Annotated in this window: 18 protein-coding genes; 12 read left to right on the top strand and 6 right to left on the bottom strand. The window is 74.8% G+C overall.

Annotation, left to right across the window (positions count from 1 at the left end):
* Nucleotides 1-47: 47 nt before the first annotated feature.
* Entirely contained in the window at nucleotides 48-305 is a 258-nt protein-coding gene (locus tag AB0P35_RS23220) for a hypothetical protein (RefSeq protein WP_363513626.1), read from the top strand.
* A gap of 106 nt (nucleotides 306-411) precedes the next feature.
* Here the strand turns inward: AB0P35_RS23220 and AB0P35_RS23215 are convergent, their stop codons facing one another.
* On the bottom strand, nucleotides 412-834 hold the full coding sequence (locus AB0P35_RS23215) for a hypothetical protein (protein WP_363513623.1): 423 nt from the start codon (nucleotides 832-834) through the stop codon (nucleotides 412-414).
* A gap of 272 nt (nucleotides 835-1106) precedes the next feature.
* On the opposite strand from AB0P35_RS23215, the gene AB0P35_RS23210 reads away from it, so the two are divergent.
* The gene (locus AB0P35_RS23210) at nucleotides 1107-2363 is read left to right on the top strand and encodes a maltose ABC transporter substrate-binding protein (protein WP_363513620.1); all 1257 of its coding nucleotides are present in this window, start codon (nucleotides 1107-1109) and stop codon (nucleotides 2361-2363) included.
* A 196-nt stretch (nucleotides 2364-2559) separates the two neighbouring features.
* Nucleotides 2560-4935 carry an FUSC family protein gene (locus AB0P35_RS23205; protein ID WP_363513617.1) on the top strand — a complete coding sequence of 792 codons (2376 nt, stop codon included), beginning with the start codon at nucleotides 2560-2562 and terminating at the stop codon, nucleotides 4933-4935.
* Here AB0P35_RS23205 and AB0P35_RS23200 read toward each other — a convergent pair.
* Nucleotides 4859-6403, bottom strand: a complete 1545-nt coding sequence (locus tag AB0P35_RS23200; RefSeq protein WP_363513805.1) for an MFS transporter — start codon at nucleotides 6401-6403, stop codon at nucleotides 4859-4861. The two genes, AB0P35_RS23205 and AB0P35_RS23200, sit on opposite strands and share 77 nt — an antisense overlap.
* A 257-nt stretch (nucleotides 6404-6660) precedes the next feature.
* Here AB0P35_RS23200 and AB0P35_RS23195 point away from each other — a divergent pair, with 257 nt between their 5' ends.
* The gene (locus AB0P35_RS23195; RefSeq protein ID WP_363513614.1) at nucleotides 6661-7191 is read left to right on the top strand and encodes a GNAT family N-acetyltransferase; all 531 of its coding nucleotides are present in this window, start codon (nucleotides 6661-6663) and stop codon (nucleotides 7189-7191) included.
* A 42-nt stretch (nucleotides 7192-7233) separates the two neighbouring features.
* Here AB0P35_RS23195 and AB0P35_RS23190 read toward each other — a convergent pair whose 3' ends face one another.
* On the bottom strand, nucleotides 7234-8001 hold the full coding sequence (locus AB0P35_RS23190) for a GntR family transcriptional regulator (RefSeq protein ID WP_363513611.1): 768 nt from the start codon (nucleotides 7999-8001) through the stop codon (nucleotides 7234-7236).
* A 225-nt stretch (nucleotides 8002-8226) separates the two neighbouring features.
* Here AB0P35_RS23190 and AB0P35_RS23185 point away from each other — a divergent pair, with 225 nt between their 5' ends.
* Nucleotides 8227-9741 carry an alkaline phosphatase family protein gene (locus tag AB0P35_RS23185; RefSeq protein ID WP_363513608.1) on the top strand — a complete coding sequence of 505 codons (1515 nt, stop codon included), beginning with the start codon at nucleotides 8227-8229 and terminating at the stop codon, nucleotides 9739-9741.
* A gap of 47 nt (nucleotides 9742-9788) precedes the next feature.
* Here the strand turns inward: AB0P35_RS23185 and AB0P35_RS23180 are convergent, their stop codons facing one another.
* Nucleotides 9789-10262: a hypothetical protein gene (locus tag AB0P35_RS23180; RefSeq protein WP_363513605.1), complete on the bottom strand. Its 474-nt coding sequence runs from the start codon at nucleotides 10260-10262 to the stop codon at nucleotides 9789-9791.
* Between the two features lie 389 nt (nucleotides 10263-10651).
* Between AB0P35_RS23180 and AB0P35_RS23175 the strand changes: the two genes are divergently transcribed.
* A complete protein-coding gene (locus tag AB0P35_RS23175; protein WP_095875888.1) occupies nucleotides 10652-10897 on the top strand; it encodes a chaplin in 246 nt (81 codons plus the stop codon).
* Between the two features lie 93 nt (nucleotides 10898-10990).
* Here the strand turns inward: AB0P35_RS23175 and AB0P35_RS23170 are convergent, their stop codons facing one another.
* A complete protein-coding gene (locus tag AB0P35_RS23170; RefSeq protein WP_363513602.1) occupies nucleotides 10991-11788 on the bottom strand; it encodes a hypothetical protein in 798 nt (265 codons plus the stop codon).
* Nucleotides 11789-12021: 233 nt separating this feature from the next.
* On the opposite strand from AB0P35_RS23170, the gene AB0P35_RS23165 reads away from it, so the two are divergent.
* Entirely contained in the window at nucleotides 12022-12585 is a 564-nt protein-coding gene (locus tag AB0P35_RS23165; protein WP_257019365.1) for a GNAT family protein, read from the top strand.
* A 99-nt stretch (nucleotides 12586-12684) separates the two neighbouring features.
* Here AB0P35_RS23165 and AB0P35_RS23160 read toward each other — a convergent pair whose 3' ends face one another.
* Nucleotides 12685-13461, bottom strand: a complete 777-nt coding sequence (locus AB0P35_RS23160; RefSeq protein ID WP_363513599.1) for a DUF2785 domain-containing protein — start codon at nucleotides 13459-13461, stop codon at nucleotides 12685-12687.
* 266 nt (nucleotides 13462-13727) lie between these two features.
* Here AB0P35_RS23160 and AB0P35_RS23155 point away from each other — a divergent pair, with 266 nt between their 5' ends.
* The 5 genes from AB0P35_RS23155 (at nucleotide 13728) to AB0P35_RS23135 (ending at nucleotide 18455) form a co-directional block, all read left to right on the top strand.
* Nucleotides 13728-14804 (top strand): PP2C family protein-serine/threonine phosphatase, encoded by a 1077-nt coding sequence (locus AB0P35_RS23155; protein WP_363513596.1) that lies wholly within the window; start codon nucleotides 13728-13730, stop codon nucleotides 14802-14804.
* 46 nt (nucleotides 14805-14850) lie between these two features.
* Nucleotides 14851-15504: a PAS domain-containing protein gene (locus AB0P35_RS23150; protein WP_363513593.1), complete on the top strand. Its 654-nt coding sequence runs from the start codon at nucleotides 14851-14853 to the stop codon at nucleotides 15502-15504.
* Nucleotides 15501-16634 carry a pyridoxal phosphate-dependent aminotransferase gene (locus tag AB0P35_RS23145; protein ID WP_363513590.1) on the top strand — a complete coding sequence of 378 codons (1134 nt, stop codon included), beginning with the start codon at nucleotides 15501-15503 and terminating at the stop codon, nucleotides 16632-16634. The genes AB0P35_RS23150 and AB0P35_RS23145 overlap by 4 nt, the downstream gene beginning before the upstream one ends.
* Nucleotides 16631-17071, top strand: a complete 441-nt coding sequence (locus AB0P35_RS23140; protein WP_363513587.1) for a hydrolase — start codon at nucleotides 16631-16633, stop codon at nucleotides 17069-17071. The genes AB0P35_RS23145 and AB0P35_RS23140 overlap by 4 nt, the downstream gene beginning before the upstream one ends.
* Nucleotides 17072-17171: 100 nt before the next feature.
* A complete protein-coding gene (locus AB0P35_RS23135; RefSeq protein ID WP_363513584.1) occupies nucleotides 17172-18455 on the top strand; it encodes an aminotransferase class I/II-fold pyridoxal phosphate-dependent enzyme in 1284 nt (427 codons plus the stop codon).
* Nucleotides 18456-18510: the final 55 nt, after the last annotated feature.

Here is an 18510-nt window from a genome sequence, read left to right as displayed (position 1 = left end):
GCCGCCCGGCGCGGTCGCGGCACGCGGTCCACGGACCGGAAGGGAGTGTGAGTGACGTGGCGGAGACCGGCTGCGCCATGATGAAGCGCGAGGCCAAGGCCCTGCGTGCGGAGATCCGACGGCTGCGGCGGACGGTCACCGAGTTCGAGGCGAAGATCCGGACGCTGGAGGCCGAGCCCGATCCGGACCGGCGGCAGATCGAGGCCCTCCGGCAGGCCGTCGCCCGCCTGGGCACGAAGGTCGACGAGGACGAGGCGGCCGCCGCCGACCTCGAGTCGGTGATCACCGAGAACTGCCCGCCGTGACCGTCCGTCGGTGACGGCGGAGCGCGGAGGCCGCCCGGGCCGGGGTTGGATCCCCGGCCCGGGCGGCCTCGGCGTGCGGCGCGGGCGACGCCCGCGCGGACCGGCCTCAGGCGAGGACGATCTCCTCGAACAGGTCGTTGTCGGTCGCGCCGCCGGACAGCCAGGCCGTCACGTACGCGGTGCCCGGCTGCCAGGTCGAGATGCCCGGCACGTAGGGGCTCGCCGCGAGGCGGACCACCACGTCCTGCGGGCTCCCCGTGCAGGTCACCATGGGCACCTGCGGCGCGGCCGCGCCGAACGAGCCGGTGACGCCCTGTATCGCGTCGACGAGGACGGCGCGGACGTCGCCGGCGGGGCAGCTGACCGAGACGGTGACGTCGACGGCAGCACCGTCCTCGACGATCTGACCGCCGACGATGCTGATGCTGCCCTCGCCGAGGGCGGAGGCCTGCGGCGCCGCGGCGGCGAGCGATGCGGTGGCGAGGAAGGCCGCGAGGGCGGCCGTACGGAGGGTCCGGGTCACGGACATGGGGCAATCCCTTTCACGATCACGAGGACAGCCGGCTCCGGGGGAGGCGGCCCGCCGACCACCCTGGTCCGGGCACCCGAGAGCGGCAACTCGCACCACACGGATGGTCACTCAAGGTGACCATCTGATCCCACGGCGGGTGCCTGCGCTGCAAGGCGGTTGAAAGTTGTCGTGAAACTTGCTGAAAGCGTTGCCAGTGCGGGGGGCCGTTGCTAACTTCTGCGCACGCCGGCTCTCGGCGGATGCCCACCCCCGTCGACCTGGAGCAACGCGTGCGCAAAAACCTCGCGCTCATCGCCGCCGCGATCTGTCTGTCCCTCAGCCTGACCGCCTGCGGCTCGGGTTCCGTCTTCGACTCCGCCTCCGAGGACGCCCCGAACGGGACGCTGGTGATCTGGGCCGACGAGAAGCGCGCCGAGGCACTCAGGCCGTTCGCGGATTCCTTCGCCGCCGCACACGGGGCCAGGGCCGAGATCGTCGCCGTCACGGAGAACCAGCAGGAGACGTTCATCAGGGCCTCCCAGGCGGGGACCGGCCCGGACGTCATGATCGGCGCCCACGACTGGATCGGAAACCTCGTACTGAACGGCTTCATAGACCCGATCCTGGTGCTCGACAACAAGATGGAGGACTACGTCGACGTCGCCCGCAGGGCGGTGATGTACAACGGCGAGTTCTACGGCATCCCCTACGCGGTGGAGAGCCTGGTGCTGTTCCGCAACACCGAACTCGTCCCCGAGGCCCCCGCGACCTTCGACGAACTGGTGGCCACCGGGGAGCAGCTCCGGAAGGCCGGCAAGGTGTCCCAGGCGGTCGGATACACCGTCAGCCAGTCGGACGGGAAGTCCGGTGACACCTACCACATGTACCCGCTGTTCAGCTCCGGCGGAGGCTACCTCTTCGGCGACGACGGACGGGGCAACGCCAATCCGTCCGACCTCGGTGTCGGAAGCCCGTCGTCGGTCGCCGCATTCGAGAAGATCGCGGCGCTGGGGGAGAAGGGGAAGGGCGTGCTGCGCCGCTCCTACACCTCCGAGAACACCGCGGCCGCCTTCACCTCCGGGAAGACTCCTTTCCTGGTGTCCGGCCCGTGGCGCCTGGCGGACGTGCGGGCCGCGGGGACGAAGTACGCCGTCTCCCCGGTGCCGGGCTTCGCGGGCATGGGCCCCGCCAGGTCGTTCGTCGGCGTTCAGTCGTTCTTCGTCGCCAGCAAGGGCGCGCACAAGGAGCTCGCCCAGAAGTTCGTCCTCTCGACGCTCGGCTCCGTCGAACTCGCCGACGCCCTGTACAAGGCCGAACCCCGCATGCCGGCCCTGAAGGAGTCCCTCGCCCACGCGCACGCCGCCGACCCCGACCTCGCGGCGTTCGAACAGGCCGCGAAGTCCGGCGTACCGCTGCCGGCGCTCCCTCAGATGTCCGCCGTCTGGGGACCGTTCAACACCCTGATCTACTCGGCGGTCAAGGGCGATCCTGTGGCGCCGGCGGTCGCCACGGCCGACCAGGCCATCAGGGCCCAGCTCCCCAAGTGACGAACGCGCAGCCGGGCCCCCCGGGCGCCCCCGCGTCGTCGCGCCTCGGGCGACTCTGCGGGGCCGGGCGGGGGGTCCTAGCCTGGGCATGTCGGGCCGCGGCCCGCCCCCCGCCGCGCCCCACGGGCCCGCCGGGCGGCCGGGCGGCCGGGCGGAGCGGTCACCGGGGACACCGACCAGGGAGAGCGGGGTGCCGATGAGCCGGACTCGCCCACTGCTCGACCGGCTCCGCGCCCGCGACCCCGGTCTTGAGATCCTCCACCGGGCCGTCCGGGTCACCCTGGTCGCCTGCATCGGCTTCTACACCTTCCGGTACGGCTTCGACCGGCCGACCGCCGCGACCTACGCCCTGTTCGGCGCGATCTCCCTCGGCCTGCTCTCCCGGATCGGCGGCGGCGCCCGGGCCCGGGCCCGCACCCTGCTGCTCACGCTGCCCGCGGCCTACCTGCTGATCACCCTCGGAACGCTGCTCGCCGTGCGCTCGTGGGCGGCCGCCCTCGGCATGCTGGGCATCGGGTTCGCCGTTGCCTACAGCTCGGTCGGCGGGCCCCGGCTGGTCGGTCTCGCCAACGGCCTGCAGCTCCTCTACATCCTTCCGTGCTTCCCGCCGTACCGGCCGGACGACCTGCCGTTGCGGCTGATCGGCGTCACCGCCGGGATCGTGCTGCTCGCCGCCGCCGAGCGGCTGCTGTGGCCGGTGGTGCCGCCGGTCGACTACCGCGACCGGCTCGCCCGCGCCGCCGCCGCGGTGGCCGACCTCGCCGACCGCACCGCGGTCGCCGTCGCGGCACCGCCCGGCCGCCCGATCGAGGACGGCGCCCCGCCCGGCGCCGCGGACGGCCGACCCGACCCCGCCGCCGAGGCGATGGACGACCTGCGGTTCTCCCGGATCCCGCTGATGGAGCGTCCGGCCTCCGCGAGCGCCGCCGACCGCGCGCTCTCGCACGCCGCGACCGCCCTCCGCCACACCCGTGCGCAGCTGCTGCGGATCGGCCGGGTCAACGACCTCGCCGGCCCGCTGCCGCAGGCCGCCGCACTGGTCCGCGCCGCGGCGCGGACCGTCCGTGCCGCGGGAGAGGGCCTCCGGAACGGTCGACCGGTGCCCGGGACGGATCCGATCGAGACCGCCATCGCCGCCTTCGAAGCCGTCCGGACCACCCCGTTCCACCCGGAGGGCGCCCCCCGCCCCGCCCCCCGCCCCGCCGCCGACCCGGGCGCCGGCGCCGGACACATCGGGCCGTACCGCACCTCCGACCCCGCGGAGGCGGCGACCGCCGCCCGGCTCGGTCTCGGCAGCATGGCCCTTGAGGCCGCCGAGGGCGCCCGCTTCCTCACCCTCGCCGTACGGATCAGCCGGCGCGCGCCGCTGCCGCCCGACCCGACCCCGCCCGCCGAGCGGCCGGGCCCGTTCTGGTACGGCCACGAGCCGGCCGTCCGGCTCTGGTGGGCGCGGTTCCGGGCCAACCTGACCCCGCGCTCGGTGTACTTCCAGAACGCCGTCCGTACCGCCGCCGCCCTCGCCGCGGCCCGCCTGCTCGTCGGCGGCCTCGACCTCACGCACGGCTTCTGGGTGCTGCTCGCGACCCTCACCCTGATGCGGACCACCGCCGCCGACACCGGCATGGCCCTGCGGCCCGCGCTCACCGGCACACTGTGCGGGGCGGCCGCCACGGCGGTGATGCTCATGCTGGTCGGGGACCGGCCGCTGTTCTACGCCGTCGCGCTGCCAGGCACCATGCTCACCGCGTTCACCCTGGGCCCGATCCTCGGCCTGGCCTGGGCCCAGGGCACCTTCACCATTGCGGTGGCCATGGTCTTCGCCCAGCTCGCGCCCGCCAGCTGGAAGCTCGCCGAGGCCCGGCTCGTCGACGTGGCGGCCGGCGCCGCCGTCGGCACCCTCACCGGACTCTGCGCCTGGCCCCTCGGCGGCGCCCGCGAACTGCGCCGGCGCACGGCCGAGCTGCTCTCCGACAGCGCCGACGCGCTCCGCGAGACCGTCGCCGTGCTCACCGGCGGACCGGCCCCGGACGGAGCCGTGCGCCGGGCCCGCCGCTCCGCGGTCCTCGCCGAGGCGACGTACGCCCAGTCCCGCTGCGAGCACCACGCCGTGCCGCCGGGCGCACCGGACTGGCAGGCGGCGCTGCTGACCGGCCAGCACACCGTCCGCGGCGCCGAGCAACTGCTCGCCCGGATCGCCCTGAACTCCCTGGTCGGCTGGCCCGGCGTGGCCGGCGCCCTCGTCCGCGACGCCGACACCGCGGCCGCCGCCTTCCGCCGGGAGGGCGCCGCGCTGCGCGCCGGCCCGGGCTCGCCCGTCCCGCCGGACCCGCTCCTCGCCGAGGCACGCACCGCGCTGCTCGACGAGCGCATCATGGCGACCCGCCTGCCGCCGGACCCGGCGGCGCTGCACGCCGTGGACACCGCCGTCTGGCTGGTCGGCCTGGTCGACGACCTGTCCGCCGTGTCCGTCGGGAAGGCTCCGCCCGAGCGTGCGGTCAGCCCTCCCGCTCCGCCTCCTGCCCGGCCGGACGCGTACCCGGACGGCTCCGGGCCGCCTCGCTCTCCGCGGTGATCCGGGTGCCGGGGTGCCACAGCGCGCACAGGAAGGCCACGGCCAGCGCCGCGGCCATCCCGTACAGCACCGGCCGGTTCGCCGCCGCGAAGTCCGCGCGCAGCGCGTCCAGCAGCCCCGGGTCCACCCCGGTCGCCGCGGACCCGCCGCTGCTGGGGCCGGTGAGGCTCCTGGTGATCCGATCCGCGGTGGTGCGCGCCGCCTGCGCCGGCAGCCCGCGCTGCTCCAGCGTCTCGGTGACCCGGTTCGCCGTGGTGTGCAGCAGGACGGTGCCGAGCACCGCCAGGCTCACGCTCGCCGCGTAGTTCCGGACGGTCTGGGTGATCCCGGTGACCTCGCCGTACGAACGGCCGATCGCCCGGTTCACCGCGTCGGTGGAGGCGGGCGTCAGCAGCAGGCCGATGCCGGCGCCGGAGAGCACGATCCACGGCCACTGCGCGCCCAGCGACAGATCGGTGATCTTCGCCGCCCAGATCGCGAACCCGACCGCCCCGACCGCGGTGCCCATCAGCATCGCCGGCCGGGCCCCGCGCCGGTCGAGGATGCGGCCGCCGATCTGCGAGGCCGGGCCGAAGCCGGCGAAGAACATCAGCAGGTACAGGCCCGCCTCGTTGGCCGAGTAGCCGAGCGCGACCTGCGCGTACACCGAGGCGAAGAAGAACACCGGGACGAACGCCATCATTGAGAAGAACAGCACCGCGTTGTCCGCCGAGAACGCCCGGTCGGCGAAGACCTGCATGGTGATCAGCGGGTCCCGGCTGCGCAGCTCCGCCAGCACGAACAGCACCAGCACCGCCAGGCCGCCGACGATGCACCCCCAGGTGGCGGCGCTGTCCCAGCCCCAGACGGCGGCCTGCTGCAGCCCGAGCACGCTCAGGCCCATGCCGACCGCGACCAGCACCGCACCCGGCCAGTCGATCGGCTCCGGGCGGGGCGTGTTGCGGATCCGGGCGAGGAAGGTCAGCACCAGGGCGACCACGGCCACCGGGACGTTGACCCAGAAGATCGCCCGCCAGGTCCAGCTGGTCAGCCAGCCGCCGAGGATCGGGCCGATCGCGGTCAGGCCGCCCGCCACCCCGAAGAACAGCGCGAGCGCCCGGCCGCGCCGCTCCACCGCGAACACCTCGACCACCACCGCCAGCGCCGCCGGGAACATCAGCGCCGCACCCACGCCCTGCACCGCGCGGAAGGAGATCAGCCAGGTCTCGGCCGCGCCGCCGGTCGGCACCGCCCCGCAGAGCGCCGAAGCCGTCACGAACACCACCGTGCCGACCAGCATCATCCGCTTGTGCCCGAGGATGTCGGACATCCGCCCGCCCAGCGCGAAGAACGCCGCCAGCGCCAGCAGATAGGCGTTGACCACCCACGACATGGCCCCGGCGGACAGCCCGAGTTCGCGGATGATGCTGGGTGCGGCGATCGACACGATGGTCTGGTCGATGAACGTCATCGAGACGGCGAACAGCATGCCCGCCAGCGCGAGCCCCTCGCTGGTGCCGCCCCCGCCCCGCCCGCCGTTGCCCGCAGCCACGCCGCTCTCCTTCCGTCCCGGTGTCCCGCCCCCGGCACTGCGGCGGTCACCCGGACGACACTGCCCGCCCCACACCCCGGGGGCGCGTTGCGCCGCGAGGATGTCATCCGACCGGCGGACGGCGGCCTCCGACGGGGGCTGCCCGCCGGAGACCGCCCGCCGGAGACCGCCCGCCGGGACGGCAGAATGGGCGCATGCGCATTCGAGCGGCGATACCCGACGACTTCCCCCGGCTGCAGGAGATCGAGCGGGCGGCGGGGGAGCTCTTCCGCGCGGTCGGCATGCCGGAGATCGCAGCGGACGAGCCGTTCACCGCAGAAGAACTGACGGTCTTCCTGACGGCGGGCCTGGCCTGGGCGGCGGTGGACGGCGGCGACGTGCCGGTGGGCTACCTCGTCGCCGAGCGCGTCGACGGCAACCTGCACGTCGAGCAGGTCTCGGTGCACCCGGCCGGTGCCCGGCGGGGCATCGGCCGGGCGCTGCTCGACCGCGCCGCCCGGCTCGCCGCCGACGAGGGTCTGCCCGCGCTCACCCTCACCACCTTCGCCGAGGTGCCCTGGAACGCGCCCTACTACGCCCGCTGCGGCTTCGTCACCCTGGACGAACCGGAGATCGGGCCGGAGTTGCGGGCCGTCCGGGCGCGGGAGGCGGCGCACGGCCTCGACCGGTGGCCGCGGGTCTGCATGCGACGGGCCGTCCGACCGCAGGACGGCCCGACCGGCTGATCCGGTGTCGGCCCGGGGCAGGCGTCAGTCGGCCGTCGGCCGTCAGTCGGTCGTCGGCGCCGGGAGGTCCAGGGTGAAGCTGAAGCGATCGCCGCGGTAGAGGGTGCGCACCTGCTCCAGCGGGGCGCCGGCGGTGTCCCGGCTGCGGCGGTGCAGCAGCAGCATCGGCAGGGCCGGCGGGGTGCCGATCAGCAGGGCCTCGCGCGGGGTGGCGAGGACGGTCTCGATCCGTTCCTCGGCGCCGCCGAGGCCCAGGCCCTGGTCGCGCAGGTACCGGTAGAAGGAGCCGGTGGGGTCGAAGTCCCGGTCCAGCCGCGGCAGCCGGGCAGCGGCGACATAGGTGCTCTCCAGCCCGACCCGCTCCTCGTCGGCCCGCAGCACCCGCTCCAGGTGCCAGACCGGCTCGCCCCCGGCCAGGCCGAGCCGGGCGGCCAGCGCCGGATCGGCGGGGACGCGGTCCAGCCCGATCAGCGTGCGGTCCGGCCGCAGGCCGTGCCGGCTGACGCCCTCCGTGTAGCTCGCCAGCGACAGCGGCTGCTCGATCTTGCGCCCGGCGACCACCGTGCCCCGCCCGCGGCGGCGCAGCCGGCCCTCGACCAGCAGCTCCCGCAGAGCCTGGCGGACGGTCGCCCGGGCCACCCCGTACCGGGCCGCCAGGTCGACCTCGGTCGGCAGCAGCCCGTCCGCGCCGAGCTCGTCGAGCAGCGCCTCCAACTCGGTCTTGACCAGGTAGTACTTCGGCACGCGGCCGTGCTCCGGGACACCGGAACGGGCGGCCGCGAGCGGCGGTTGCGGGATGCCGTGGCTCACGCCGACACCGTACAAGCAAGCGGACCCGCCCAGGCGCGGCAGATAACGGAACGGTAACGGGTATGGACTGAACTTCGGGAGCTGTTCACGCGCCGATCCCTTCGGCGCGACGGAGGGCTCGCCCGCGGGGCCCAGGCTCTCTGCCGGTGGCGGTGCGCCGACCCACAGCCCCCGCCGCCGCTCCACGTTCGTGTCCTGTCCCACGCCGACTCCCCAGGAGCCCCCGTGCGCACGTCCCGACACCTCCGCACCCTGCTCGCCGCCGGCGCCGTCACCGCGGCCCTGCTGCCGCTGACCGGCGTCACCGCGACCGCCGCCACCGGCCCGTACAAGGGCCTGCCGAACGGCACCATGCAGGCCAAGACGCTCGTCATCGGCATCGACGGCACCCGCTACGACAAGCTCCTCACCGCGGACGCCCCCAACCTCAAGGCACTGATGGCGGGCGGCCTCACCGCCACCTCGAACCTGTACGCCAACCCGCTGGCACCCACCCTGTCCGGCCCCGGCTGGTCGACCATCGCCACCGGCGTCTGGCCGGACAAGCACGGCGTCAAGGACAACACCTTCACCGGCTCGCACTTCGACCTCTACCCGGACCTCGCCACCCGCCTGGAGACCGCCGCCCCCGCCGCCTCCACCCTGGTGGCCGCCTCCTGGAACCCGATCACCGACACCGTCTTCAACGGCCGCGCCGACCTGCGCATCCCGGAGAGCGAGAACGACGCCAAGACCGCCTCCGACGCGGCCGACTACCTCGCCAACGGCAACCCCGACACCGTCTTCCTCCACTTCGACCAGGTCGACGAGGCCGGGCACAGCCACGGCGGCGCCAGCCAGCAGTACCTGGACGCCATCCACACCGTCGACGGCCTGGTCGGCCAGGTCGTCACCGCCCTCAAGTCCCGCCCCACGTACGGCTCCGAGGACTGGCTGATCCTCGTCACCACCGACCACGGCCACACCGACGCGGGCGGCCACGGCGGCAACAGCGCCAACGAGCGGCGCACCTTCGTCATCGCGGACGGCGCCGGCCACACCCCCGGCTCGACCCGCCAGGACGTCAAGCCCGTCGACATCGCGCCGACCGTCCTGAAGCACGAGGGCGTCGCCGTCGACCCGGTGTGGAAGCTCGACGGCAAGCCGATCGGCGACATCGTCCCGGACGCCTTCGACGCCCTGCGGCCGAGCCTGCAGAGCCGCGCCGACGAGACGGGCATCCCCGCCACCGTCAAGGGCTGGACGCACACCCCGCCCGCCGGCTGGAGCATCGACAACTCGGCCATGCCGACCGGCGGCGTCACCGAGTGGCGCGGCTGGGCCTTCGCCACCGACGAGTTCTGGACGGCCGCGCAGCCCGGCCAGGCCCGCGAGACCAACGTCCGGGCCCGCGACGTCTTCGCAGTCGCCGACTCCGACGAGTGGGACGACAAGTCGCACGGCGCCGGCCAGTTCGACTCCACCCTGATCAGCCCGCGCTACCGGCTCAACGGCGCCACCACCGCCACCCTCCGCTTCGCCACCGACTACCGGATCGACGGCCCGCAGACCGGCGACGTCTTCATCTCGTTCGACTCCGGCACGCCGCAGCTCCTCAAGTCCTACCGGGCCGACACCAACACCTTCGAGAGCATCCCGGTGACCGTGCCCGCCGGGGCCGCGACCGCCCAGCTCCGCTTCCGCTACACCGGCACCAACAGCGCCTTCTGGACCGTCGACCAGGTCGCCTTGGACCTCTGACCGTCCGCTGCGCGGCGGGGGCCCGCGCCCGGCGTGGCCCCCGCCCCTCAGACCGCCGCCGGCGTACGGCGCTCCACCCGCTCGGCCGCCGCCCGGGCCCCGATGCCGAGGCCCGCCGCCGCCAGGCCGAAGAGCGCCGTCGCCGGATTCACCCACCCGGGCACGGTGGCGTTGGCATAGGACTTCCCGCTCGCCAGCCGGCACTCGAAGCGCACCGGGACGAAGCCGACCTCCCAGTCGGCGACCTGCCCCCAGCGCTCCGCCGGGCCGGTCCGGCAGGGCTGCGGCGGCGAGGAGTCCGCCCCGCCGCTGCCCGCGTCCATCGCGTCGAGCCCGACCAGCGCCAGCCCGCACATGTAGGCCGCCACGGCGCCCGCCGCGGCGGCCAGCGCCAGCCCACGCACCAACCACGCCCCCCGGCGCCGCCGCGCGGCCCGCCCCAGCGACACCAGCGCCAGGACCACCAGCACCACCGCCAGGACGAGCCCCGCCAGCGCCAGGAACAGCAACAACACACCCACGAGCGACCCCCCTGACGGCCTGCCGCCGGGCAGCCCGTTCGCCGACACACCGTCAGCGACCCTACCCCGCCGCGTCGCGGGGCCGTACCGACGTCACCGACCCGTCGCCGCGGGTGGGGGCTTTCCCGCGGTGAACGCCGGCCTGCCGCTCGCACTGCTCCCATCGGCTCCCGCTGCTGCGGCCGCTGATCGACGTCCTCGGACACCGAGGGACCGGCCGCCGTGTCCGCCGTACCGGTCAAGGTCGGCCGGACCGCTGCGCCGATCGGGTGGACTGTCCTGTCCTGGCCAACCCCGGGGCCGGTTCGTGCCGAAAAGGTCATGACGGCCGTTCTTCGATCGCTCGGCCGACGCATCATCAGAAAAGCTCGACACGACAGGAGTCCACCATGACCGCACTGCGCACCGCCCTGGCCCTCGCGGCCGCCGCCGGCACCCTCGTCCTGGGCGCCGCTGCCGGCCCGGCCTCGGCGAGCGCCGGGGCCGAGGGCGTGGCCACGAACTCGCCCGGTGTGCTGTCCGGCAACGTCATCCAGGTCCCGGTCCACATCCCGGTGAACGTCTGCGGCAACTCGATCGGCGTCGTCAGCATCCTCAACCCGGCGACCGGCAACGTCTGCGACAACGCCGGCTGACACCCCGGCACCGCCGACCTGCCGACCCCGGGCCCGCCGTCACACACCGCGGCCCGGGGTCGGCAGCCCATCCCCGCGCCCACCGGCGACGGGTCAGGAACCGCCTTCGAGGTCGGCCTGGTAGCGGGACTGACCGCAGAACGCGCCGCCGTAACCGGTGATGTCGACCCGCCCGGTGAGCCGGCCACCGGAGGCGGTCACCCGCATCGAGCCGGAGACCGGCGCGAACGGGCAGGCCGCCAGGCCGGAGGAGACGGTGTAGTGGTTGCCGAGGGTGGCCGCGATCCGCTGGTCCGGCTGCACGGTCACGGTCGAGCCGCTCACCTCGACGTACGCCAGGTCGAGGTGGGCCGCACTCGCCCCCGGGCTGCACCCGGAGTTGCTGCCGAACCAGATCGCGCCGACCTCGGGCCGGGCGGCGGGCGAGCCCGAGATCAGGCAGACGTCCACCGCATTGACGCCGTTGGTGGTGCCGACCTCGCTGATGGTGCCGAGGATCCGGACGGTGCCCCGGCGGCTGAAGGAGCGTCCGCCGGCCACCCCCGTGATCGTCACGTCGTAGCTGCCCGAGGGCCCGTCCGCCGCCGCGCCCGACCCGGAGCCCGCGTCGCTGCCGGCGTCGGAGGAGCCGTCCGAGGAATCGTCCGAGCCGGCGGGGGAGGACTCCTCGGCGGAGGCCTCCGGGCCGCTCTCTTCCGCGGAAGGCGTGGGCGTGGCGGACTCCTCCTCCGGCGAGCGCGAGGCCGAGTCGGCGGGCGACCCGCTCGGCGAGGCCGGGTCCGAGGACTCCGACGCCGTCCCCGCCGACAGCACCGGGCGGTCGACGGAGCCGGACGAACCGCCGCTGCCGCACCCCGCGACCAGCAGCACCGCCGCCACCGCACCCCACACCGCACGTCTTCTCCGCCCGACCATCGCCGACCCCTCCCTCACCCGGGGCCGCGCCGCCCCGGCAGCTCCCATCCGGCAGGGCGACAGCGTGGCAGGAATCGTGCCTGTTCGAGGCGGTTCGGGCGAAATGCTGCGGATGTGTGACCCGGTGTGCCACGGCCTTCGCGCGGCCCCGGCCCGACCCTCTCCCGGCCCTTGCGCGGCCCCGTCCGTTCGTCGCCTAGGCTCTTCGGGTGATCACCTTCTCCGCGCCGGTCTCCGGCGACGTCCTGATGCGGCCCGTCGTCGTGGAGGACGCCGAGGCGCTGTCCCGCGCGCTGCTCCGCAACCGGGAGTACCTGCGCCCCTGGGATCCGCCGCGCGACGAGGACTACTTCACCGCGGCCGGCCAGCGCACCCGCCTGCACGACCAGCTGGTCCAGGCCGAGACCGGGCGGATGGCGCCCTGGGTGCTCGTCAGCGGGGACGAGATCGTCGGCGCCCTCGCCCTCACCAACATCGTGCGGCTGCACCTGCAGAGCGCCAACCTCGGCTACTGGGTGGATGCGGCGATGGCCGGCCGCGGTCTGGCGTCCGCCGCCACGCTGCTCGCCTGCCGGGCCGCGGAGAGCGAGCTCGGCCTGCATCGCGTGGAGGCCGGCGCGGCCGCCACCAACACCGCCTCGCAGCGGGTGCTCGCCAAGTGCGGCTTCGAGCGGATCGGCACCGCCACCGGCCTGCTCTTCCTCGACGGCGCCTGGCAGAACCACGTGCTGTACCAGAAGCTCCTCAACGACCGTCCGCCGCGGACGGACTGACCTCCCCCGGCCGCGGCCGTCCTCGGTGCCTGCCTCGGTGAGAATGCCTCGGCCTCGGCCGGTCTGCTGGCGGCGGACCGCCCGGGGCAGGCCCGGGCGTCAGCCCGCGTAGGGGCAGGCGGTGGCGAGGACCTCGGCGACGGCCTCGCGGACGGCGTGGGCGTGGGTGAGCGGGACGGGGCCGGCGTCGGGGGCGGGCCGGACGCCGCGGTCGGCGAGCAGGTAGAGGACGCGCAGGGTGCGCACGGTGTTGGAGGCGTGGGCGGGGACGGGACCGGGCCTGCCGGCGGCGAAGTCGGCGGTGATCGGGGTCAGCCAGTCCACGGACTGCCGTTCGGTCAGTTCCGGGCGGGTGAGGGTGAGGGCGACCGCCAGGCCGAGCCGGTCGTCCTCCATGGCGTCGAAGACGTGGTCGGTGGGGGCGAGCAGCCGGTCCCGGGCCAGTTCCAGCAGCTCGGCGGGCTCGGTGTGCGGGCTGCGGCCGTAGGCGCCCAGCAGGTCGGCGCCGTGGGCGGCGGCGTGCAGCCAGCCGAGTTCCGGGTCGTGGCCGCGCAGGTCGGTCTCGGTGCGGTACCAGGCGGCGAAGGCCCGCTGCCAGGCCGGGTCGTGGTCGCCGAGCCGGACGAGTCGGGCCAGGATGAGCGGGGCGAAGGTGCGGGCCTGGATCGCGGGGTCGGTGAAGCGTTCCGCCATCTCGTCGCCGAGGCGGTGCCGGATCTCGGGCAGCAGCCGGGGTATCCAGCGGTTCAGCAGCACGTACGCCTGTTCGTCCCTGACCGCCGGATCCGGTGAACGCAGGTCGGCGCTGAGCGCGGCCACCAGCTCGGGCTCGGGCCGCAGGGTGTCGTCGTCGAGGAAAGGGCGCCACCGGGTCACCCGGCCGATGCTAGGGGAGGACGGCAGGGGTCCGGACCCGCCGATCGGCGGGGCGCCGGCCCGCCGTCAGCGAGGTTCGCGATCGAGCGCGGTGACGTCCGGTCAGCCGGTGCCGCGGGTGTCGTACCCGGCGGCCGGCCGGTCGGCGGATATCGTCGAAAAGCCCCCTTGCCCCGCAAACTGCCCCGCAAACTGCCCGCAAAGAGCCCCCCGAAGTGTTCTCCGAAGTGCCCTCCGAACGGGAGTCGTGGTTGCCGGTGGCGACGATGTCCACGCAGTGGCCCCGCTACGTCCGGGCGGCGCCGTGGCTGCTGGTGGTCGGCGGCCTGGTCTGGGACTCGCTGGCGACCGCCGACTACTGGGGCGACCCGATGATGGCGGCGGCCTCCGTGCTGGCCGGCGCGCTGCTGCCGCTGCGGGACACGGTGGCGGTCGGCGTGGCGAGCTCGGTCGGCGTGCTCGTGCTGACCTCCCGGGACGGCACGATCGGCACCACGGCCGGCTGGCTCGAACTCGCCAACACCGTGTTCGCCGCGCTGATCGGCCTCTGGGTCAACCGGGTGGTCGCCCGGCACGGGCGGCGGCTGGCGGTGGTGCGTTCGGTGGCCGAGGCGGCGCAGCAGGCGGTGCTGCCCGCGCCGCCCGCCCGGGTGGGGCGGTTGGCGGTGGCGGCCTGCTACCGGGCGGCGCAGACCGAGGCGCTGATCGGCGGGGACGCCTACGCCGTGCAGGACACCCCGTTCGGAGCGCGGGTGCTGATCGCCGACGTCCGGGGCAAGGGCCTGCGGGCGGTGGCGGCGGTGTCGGTGCTGCTGGGGGCGTTCCGGGAGAACGCCGAGCGGGCGCCGGACCTGCTCGCCCTGGCCGACGCGTTGGAGCACTCGCTGGCGCGGGAGAGCGCCGGGAGCGAGGAGGAGGTCAGGACCGAGGGCTTCATCACCGCGCTGCTGGGCGAGGTCGATCCGGCGGGCGGCGGCCTTCGGCTGCTGAACTGCGGCCACCCGGGGCCGTACCGGCTGGCCGCGGGGGGCGGTCCGGTCGCCCTGCTGGCGGCGAGCGACCCCGGGCTGCCGCTCGGCATGGGTGCGCTCGGGATCCCGCGGTCGGCGCCGGACGCCTGGCCGTTCGCGGACGGCGACACCCTGCTGCTGGTGACCGACGGGGTGACCGAGGCCCGGGACGGCGCTGGGGAGTTCTACGACCCGGCGGCGCGGCTGCCGCCGCTCGGGCCGTTCGGCCGTCCGCAGCCGCTGATCGACGCGCTGGTGCTGGACGTGGAGCGGTGGACGGGCGGCCCGCGGGACGACGACATGGCCGTCCTCGCGGTGACCCGGCGCCCCTGAGCTGCCGATCTGGAATTTTCGTCCAGCCTGGACGTATAGTCCAGGCATGGAGACGGAAGCCGTGGAGACGGAACAGAGAGATCCGCGGGTGCGCCTGTGGGGCCCGGTCTGCCAGGCCGTGGCGCTCCTGCTCGGCCCCTGGGCCGAGGTGGTGCTGCACGACGCCGAGCGCGACCGGGTGCTCGCCGTGTGGAACCCGCACACCGACCGCGCCCCCGGCGACCCCTCGCTGCTCGGCGAGCTCGACCGCCTGGAGCCCGCCGCGCACGACGTCTTCGGCCCGTACGAGAAGCTGCTCGCGGACGGCCGCAGGCTCTCCTCCGTCAGCGCCGTGCTCCGCACCGAGGACGGCCGCCCGTCCGCGGTGCTCTGCGTCAACCTCGACCGCACCCCGCTCGACGAGGCCGCCGCGGTGCTCAGCAGGTTCGCCGCCCCGACCGTCGAGCGCCCCGAGCCGCTGTTCGAACAGGACTGGACGGAACGCGTCCACGAGATCGTCGGCCGATACGTCCGCGAGCACGGCCGCCCGGTCGAGCGCCTCGGCCGCGCCGAACGCCTCGATGTGCTGGCCGAACTCGACCGGGCCGGCGTCTTCGGCGTCCGCCGGGCCGTCCCCGTGGTCGCCACCGCCCTCAAGGCCTCGCGCTCGACCGTCTACGCGCTGCTCGCCGACCTCAGATCCCCCCGGAGCCCCCGATGACCCGACTGCCCGACTTCCGCCTGGAGACCTACTTCTCCCGATGGGAGTTCACCGCCCGCCACCACCTCACCGCCTCCGACGCGCAGACCATGCCGATGGCCGAACTGCTCGGCCTCGCCGACGCCGAGGACCTGCACGCCTGGCAGAACCTCGCCCTCGGCTACACCGAGACCTTCGGAGACCCCGGCCTGCGCGCGGCGATCGCCGACATGTACGAGACCGTCGGCCCCGACGACGTGATCTGCTTCGCCGGCGCCGAGGAGGGCCTCTACATCGCCATGCAGGCCCTGCTCGACCGCGGCGACCACGCCGTCGTTCTCACCCCCAACTACCAGTCCGCCGAGACCATCCCGCTCGCCCTGTGCGAGGTCACCGGCGTCGCCCTGGACGAGAAGCAGGACTGGGCGCTCGACCTGGACGCGGTCACCGCCGCGCTGCGCCCCACCACCCGGGTGGTGTCCGTCAACTTCCCCAACAACCCGACCGGCAAGGTGATCGACCGCACCGAGCTCACCGCGCTCGCCGACCTCTGCGAGGAGCGCGGCATCCACCTGTTCAGCGACGAGGTCTACCGCGGCCTGGAGCGCGACCCGGCCCGTACCCTGCCGCAGGCCGCCGACCTGGCGCCGAGCGCCCTCTCGCTCAACGTCACCTCCAAGGCGCTCGGCCTGCCCGGCCTGCGGATCGGCTGGATCGCGTGCCGCGACCGCGCGCTGCGCACCCGGTTGGAGCGGGCCAAGCACTACACCACGATCTGCAACGCCGCCCCCAGCGAGATCCTCGCCCGGATCGCCGTCAAGGCCCGCACCCACCTGCTGGCCCGCAGCCGCGGCATCATCGCCGCCAACCTGCCGCTCTTCGACGCCTTCTTCGCCGAGTTCCCCGACCTCTTCGAGTGGCGGGCCCCGGACGGCGGCTGCGTCGCCTTCCCGCGCTATCTCGGCGCGGACGGCGTCGAGGCGTTCTGCACCCGGCTGGTCGAGGAGGCCGGCGTGCTGCTGCTGCCGGCCGCCATCTACCGCTCCGAGCTCACCGACACCCCCGCCGACCGGTTCCGGATCGGTATCGGCCGCCGCGACCCGGAGCCCGCCCTGCGGGCCTTCGCCGACTGGCTGCGGGCCCGCCGGTGAGCACCGCCGATCTCCTCGCCCGGCTGCCCGCCGCGCTCCGGGAGGTGCCGTACGTCGGGGCGCGCTTCCCCGGCTCGCGGGCGGTCGCCGAACGCCCCGGGCTCGAACACGGGGCCAACTGCCAGCTGTTCGCCTACGCGGTGCTCGCGCACTTCGGCCTGCGGGCGCCCGCGCTGCGCTCCAGCGACCTGTGGGAGGACACCGAGAGCACCGTCCGGGCCGCCGACCCGCGCCCGCTCGACCTGCTGCTCTTCAACGCCGACGAGGACCCGTGGGGCGCGCACGTCGGCGTGCACGCCGGTTGCGACACCGTGCTCCATCTCTGCGCCGAGGCCGGTCGCCCGGCCCTGTGGAGCCTCGCCGACTTCGCAGCCCGCGAGCGCTACCGGGTGCTGCTGGGCGCCAAGCGGGTCACCGTCCGGGCACCCGCCGGCTGACCGGCCGGTGACCCGGCCGTCCGGGCGGTCGTCCGCGGATTGGTAGATTGTCCGGCGCAGCAGTGCCCCGGTCGAACCGCACCCACCGGAGGGGAACCTCGTGTCACAGCCGTCCACCACACCGTCGGTCGGACCGGAGCCGGGGGCGGACGCCGCCACCGCCCGCGCCGCCTACGAGCAGCTCCGCGCCCGCGGCCTCAAGCTCGACCTCACCCGCGGCAAGCCCTCGCCGGAGCAGCTGGACCTCTCGGACGCGCTGCTGACGATCCTGAAGCCGGGCGACGTGCGCTCCGCGGACGGCACCGACTGCCGCAACTACGGCGGTCTGCAGGGCCTGGCCGAGCTCCGCGCGGTCTTCGCCGAGCTGCTCGACGTGCCCGCCGAGCAGCTGTTCGCCTGCGGCAACGCCAGCCTCTCGGTGATGCACGACGTGGTGGCGCACGCGATGCTCGCCGTCCTGCCGGGCGCCAAGCAGCGCTGGGCGGACGAGGACGAGGTCCGCTTCCTGTGCCCGGTGCCGGGCTACGACCGGCACTTCACCATCTGCGACCGGTTCGGCATCACCATGGTGCCCGTCCCGCTGACCGGCGAGGGCCCGGACATGGACGTCGTCGAGGAGCTGGTCGCGTCCGACCCGCGGATCAAGGGCATGTGGTGCGTGCCCAAGTACAGCAACCCCACCGGCGAGACCTACAGCGACGAGACGGTCCGCCGGCTCGCCGCGATGCCGGCCGCCGCGCCCGACTTCCGGCTGTTCTGGGACAACGCCTACGCGGTGCACCACCTGACGGAGGAGCGCACCCCGCTGCTGCCGATCCTGGCGGCCTGCGAGGCGGCCGGCCACCCCGACCGGGCCTTCCTCTTCGCCTCCACCTCCAAGATCACCGTGGCCGGCGCCGGCGTGGCCTTCCTGGGCTCCTCGCCCGCCAACATGGCCTGGTACGCCCGCCTCGCGGCCGCCCAGACCATCGGCCCCGACAAGGTGAACCAGCTGCGGCACGCCCGCTTCTTCACCGACGCCGCCGCGGTCGAGACCCACATGGACGGCCACCGGCAGCTGCTGGAGCCCCGCTTCGCCGCGGTGTACGAGGTGCTGGAGCGCGAGCTCGGCCCGCTCGGCATCGCCACCTGGACGCGCCCGCTCGGCGGGTACTTCGTCAGCCTGGAGGTGCCCGAGGGCTGCGCCTCCGAGGTCGTCCGGCTCGCCAAGGAGGCCGGCATCGCGCTGACCCCGGCCGGCGCCGCCTTCCCCGGCGGCAAGGACCCGCGGGACAGCCAGATCCGGCTGGCGCCGTCCTTCCCCTCGGTGGACGAGGTGCGTTCCGCCATGGAGGGCGTGGCCGTCTGCGTCCGCCTCGCCGCCGCCGAGCGCGCCGCTGCCTGACGCCGCACCGGCTCCCCGCACCCGCCCGCGCCGGGCGGGTGCGGGGAGCCGCCGG

This window comes from Kitasatospora sp. NPDC085879 (assembly GCF_040686255.1).
GTDB lineage: Bacteria > Actinomycetota > Actinomycetes > Streptomycetales > Streptomycetaceae > Kitasatospora.
This window is presented reverse-complemented; position numbering and strand designations above follow the sequence as displayed.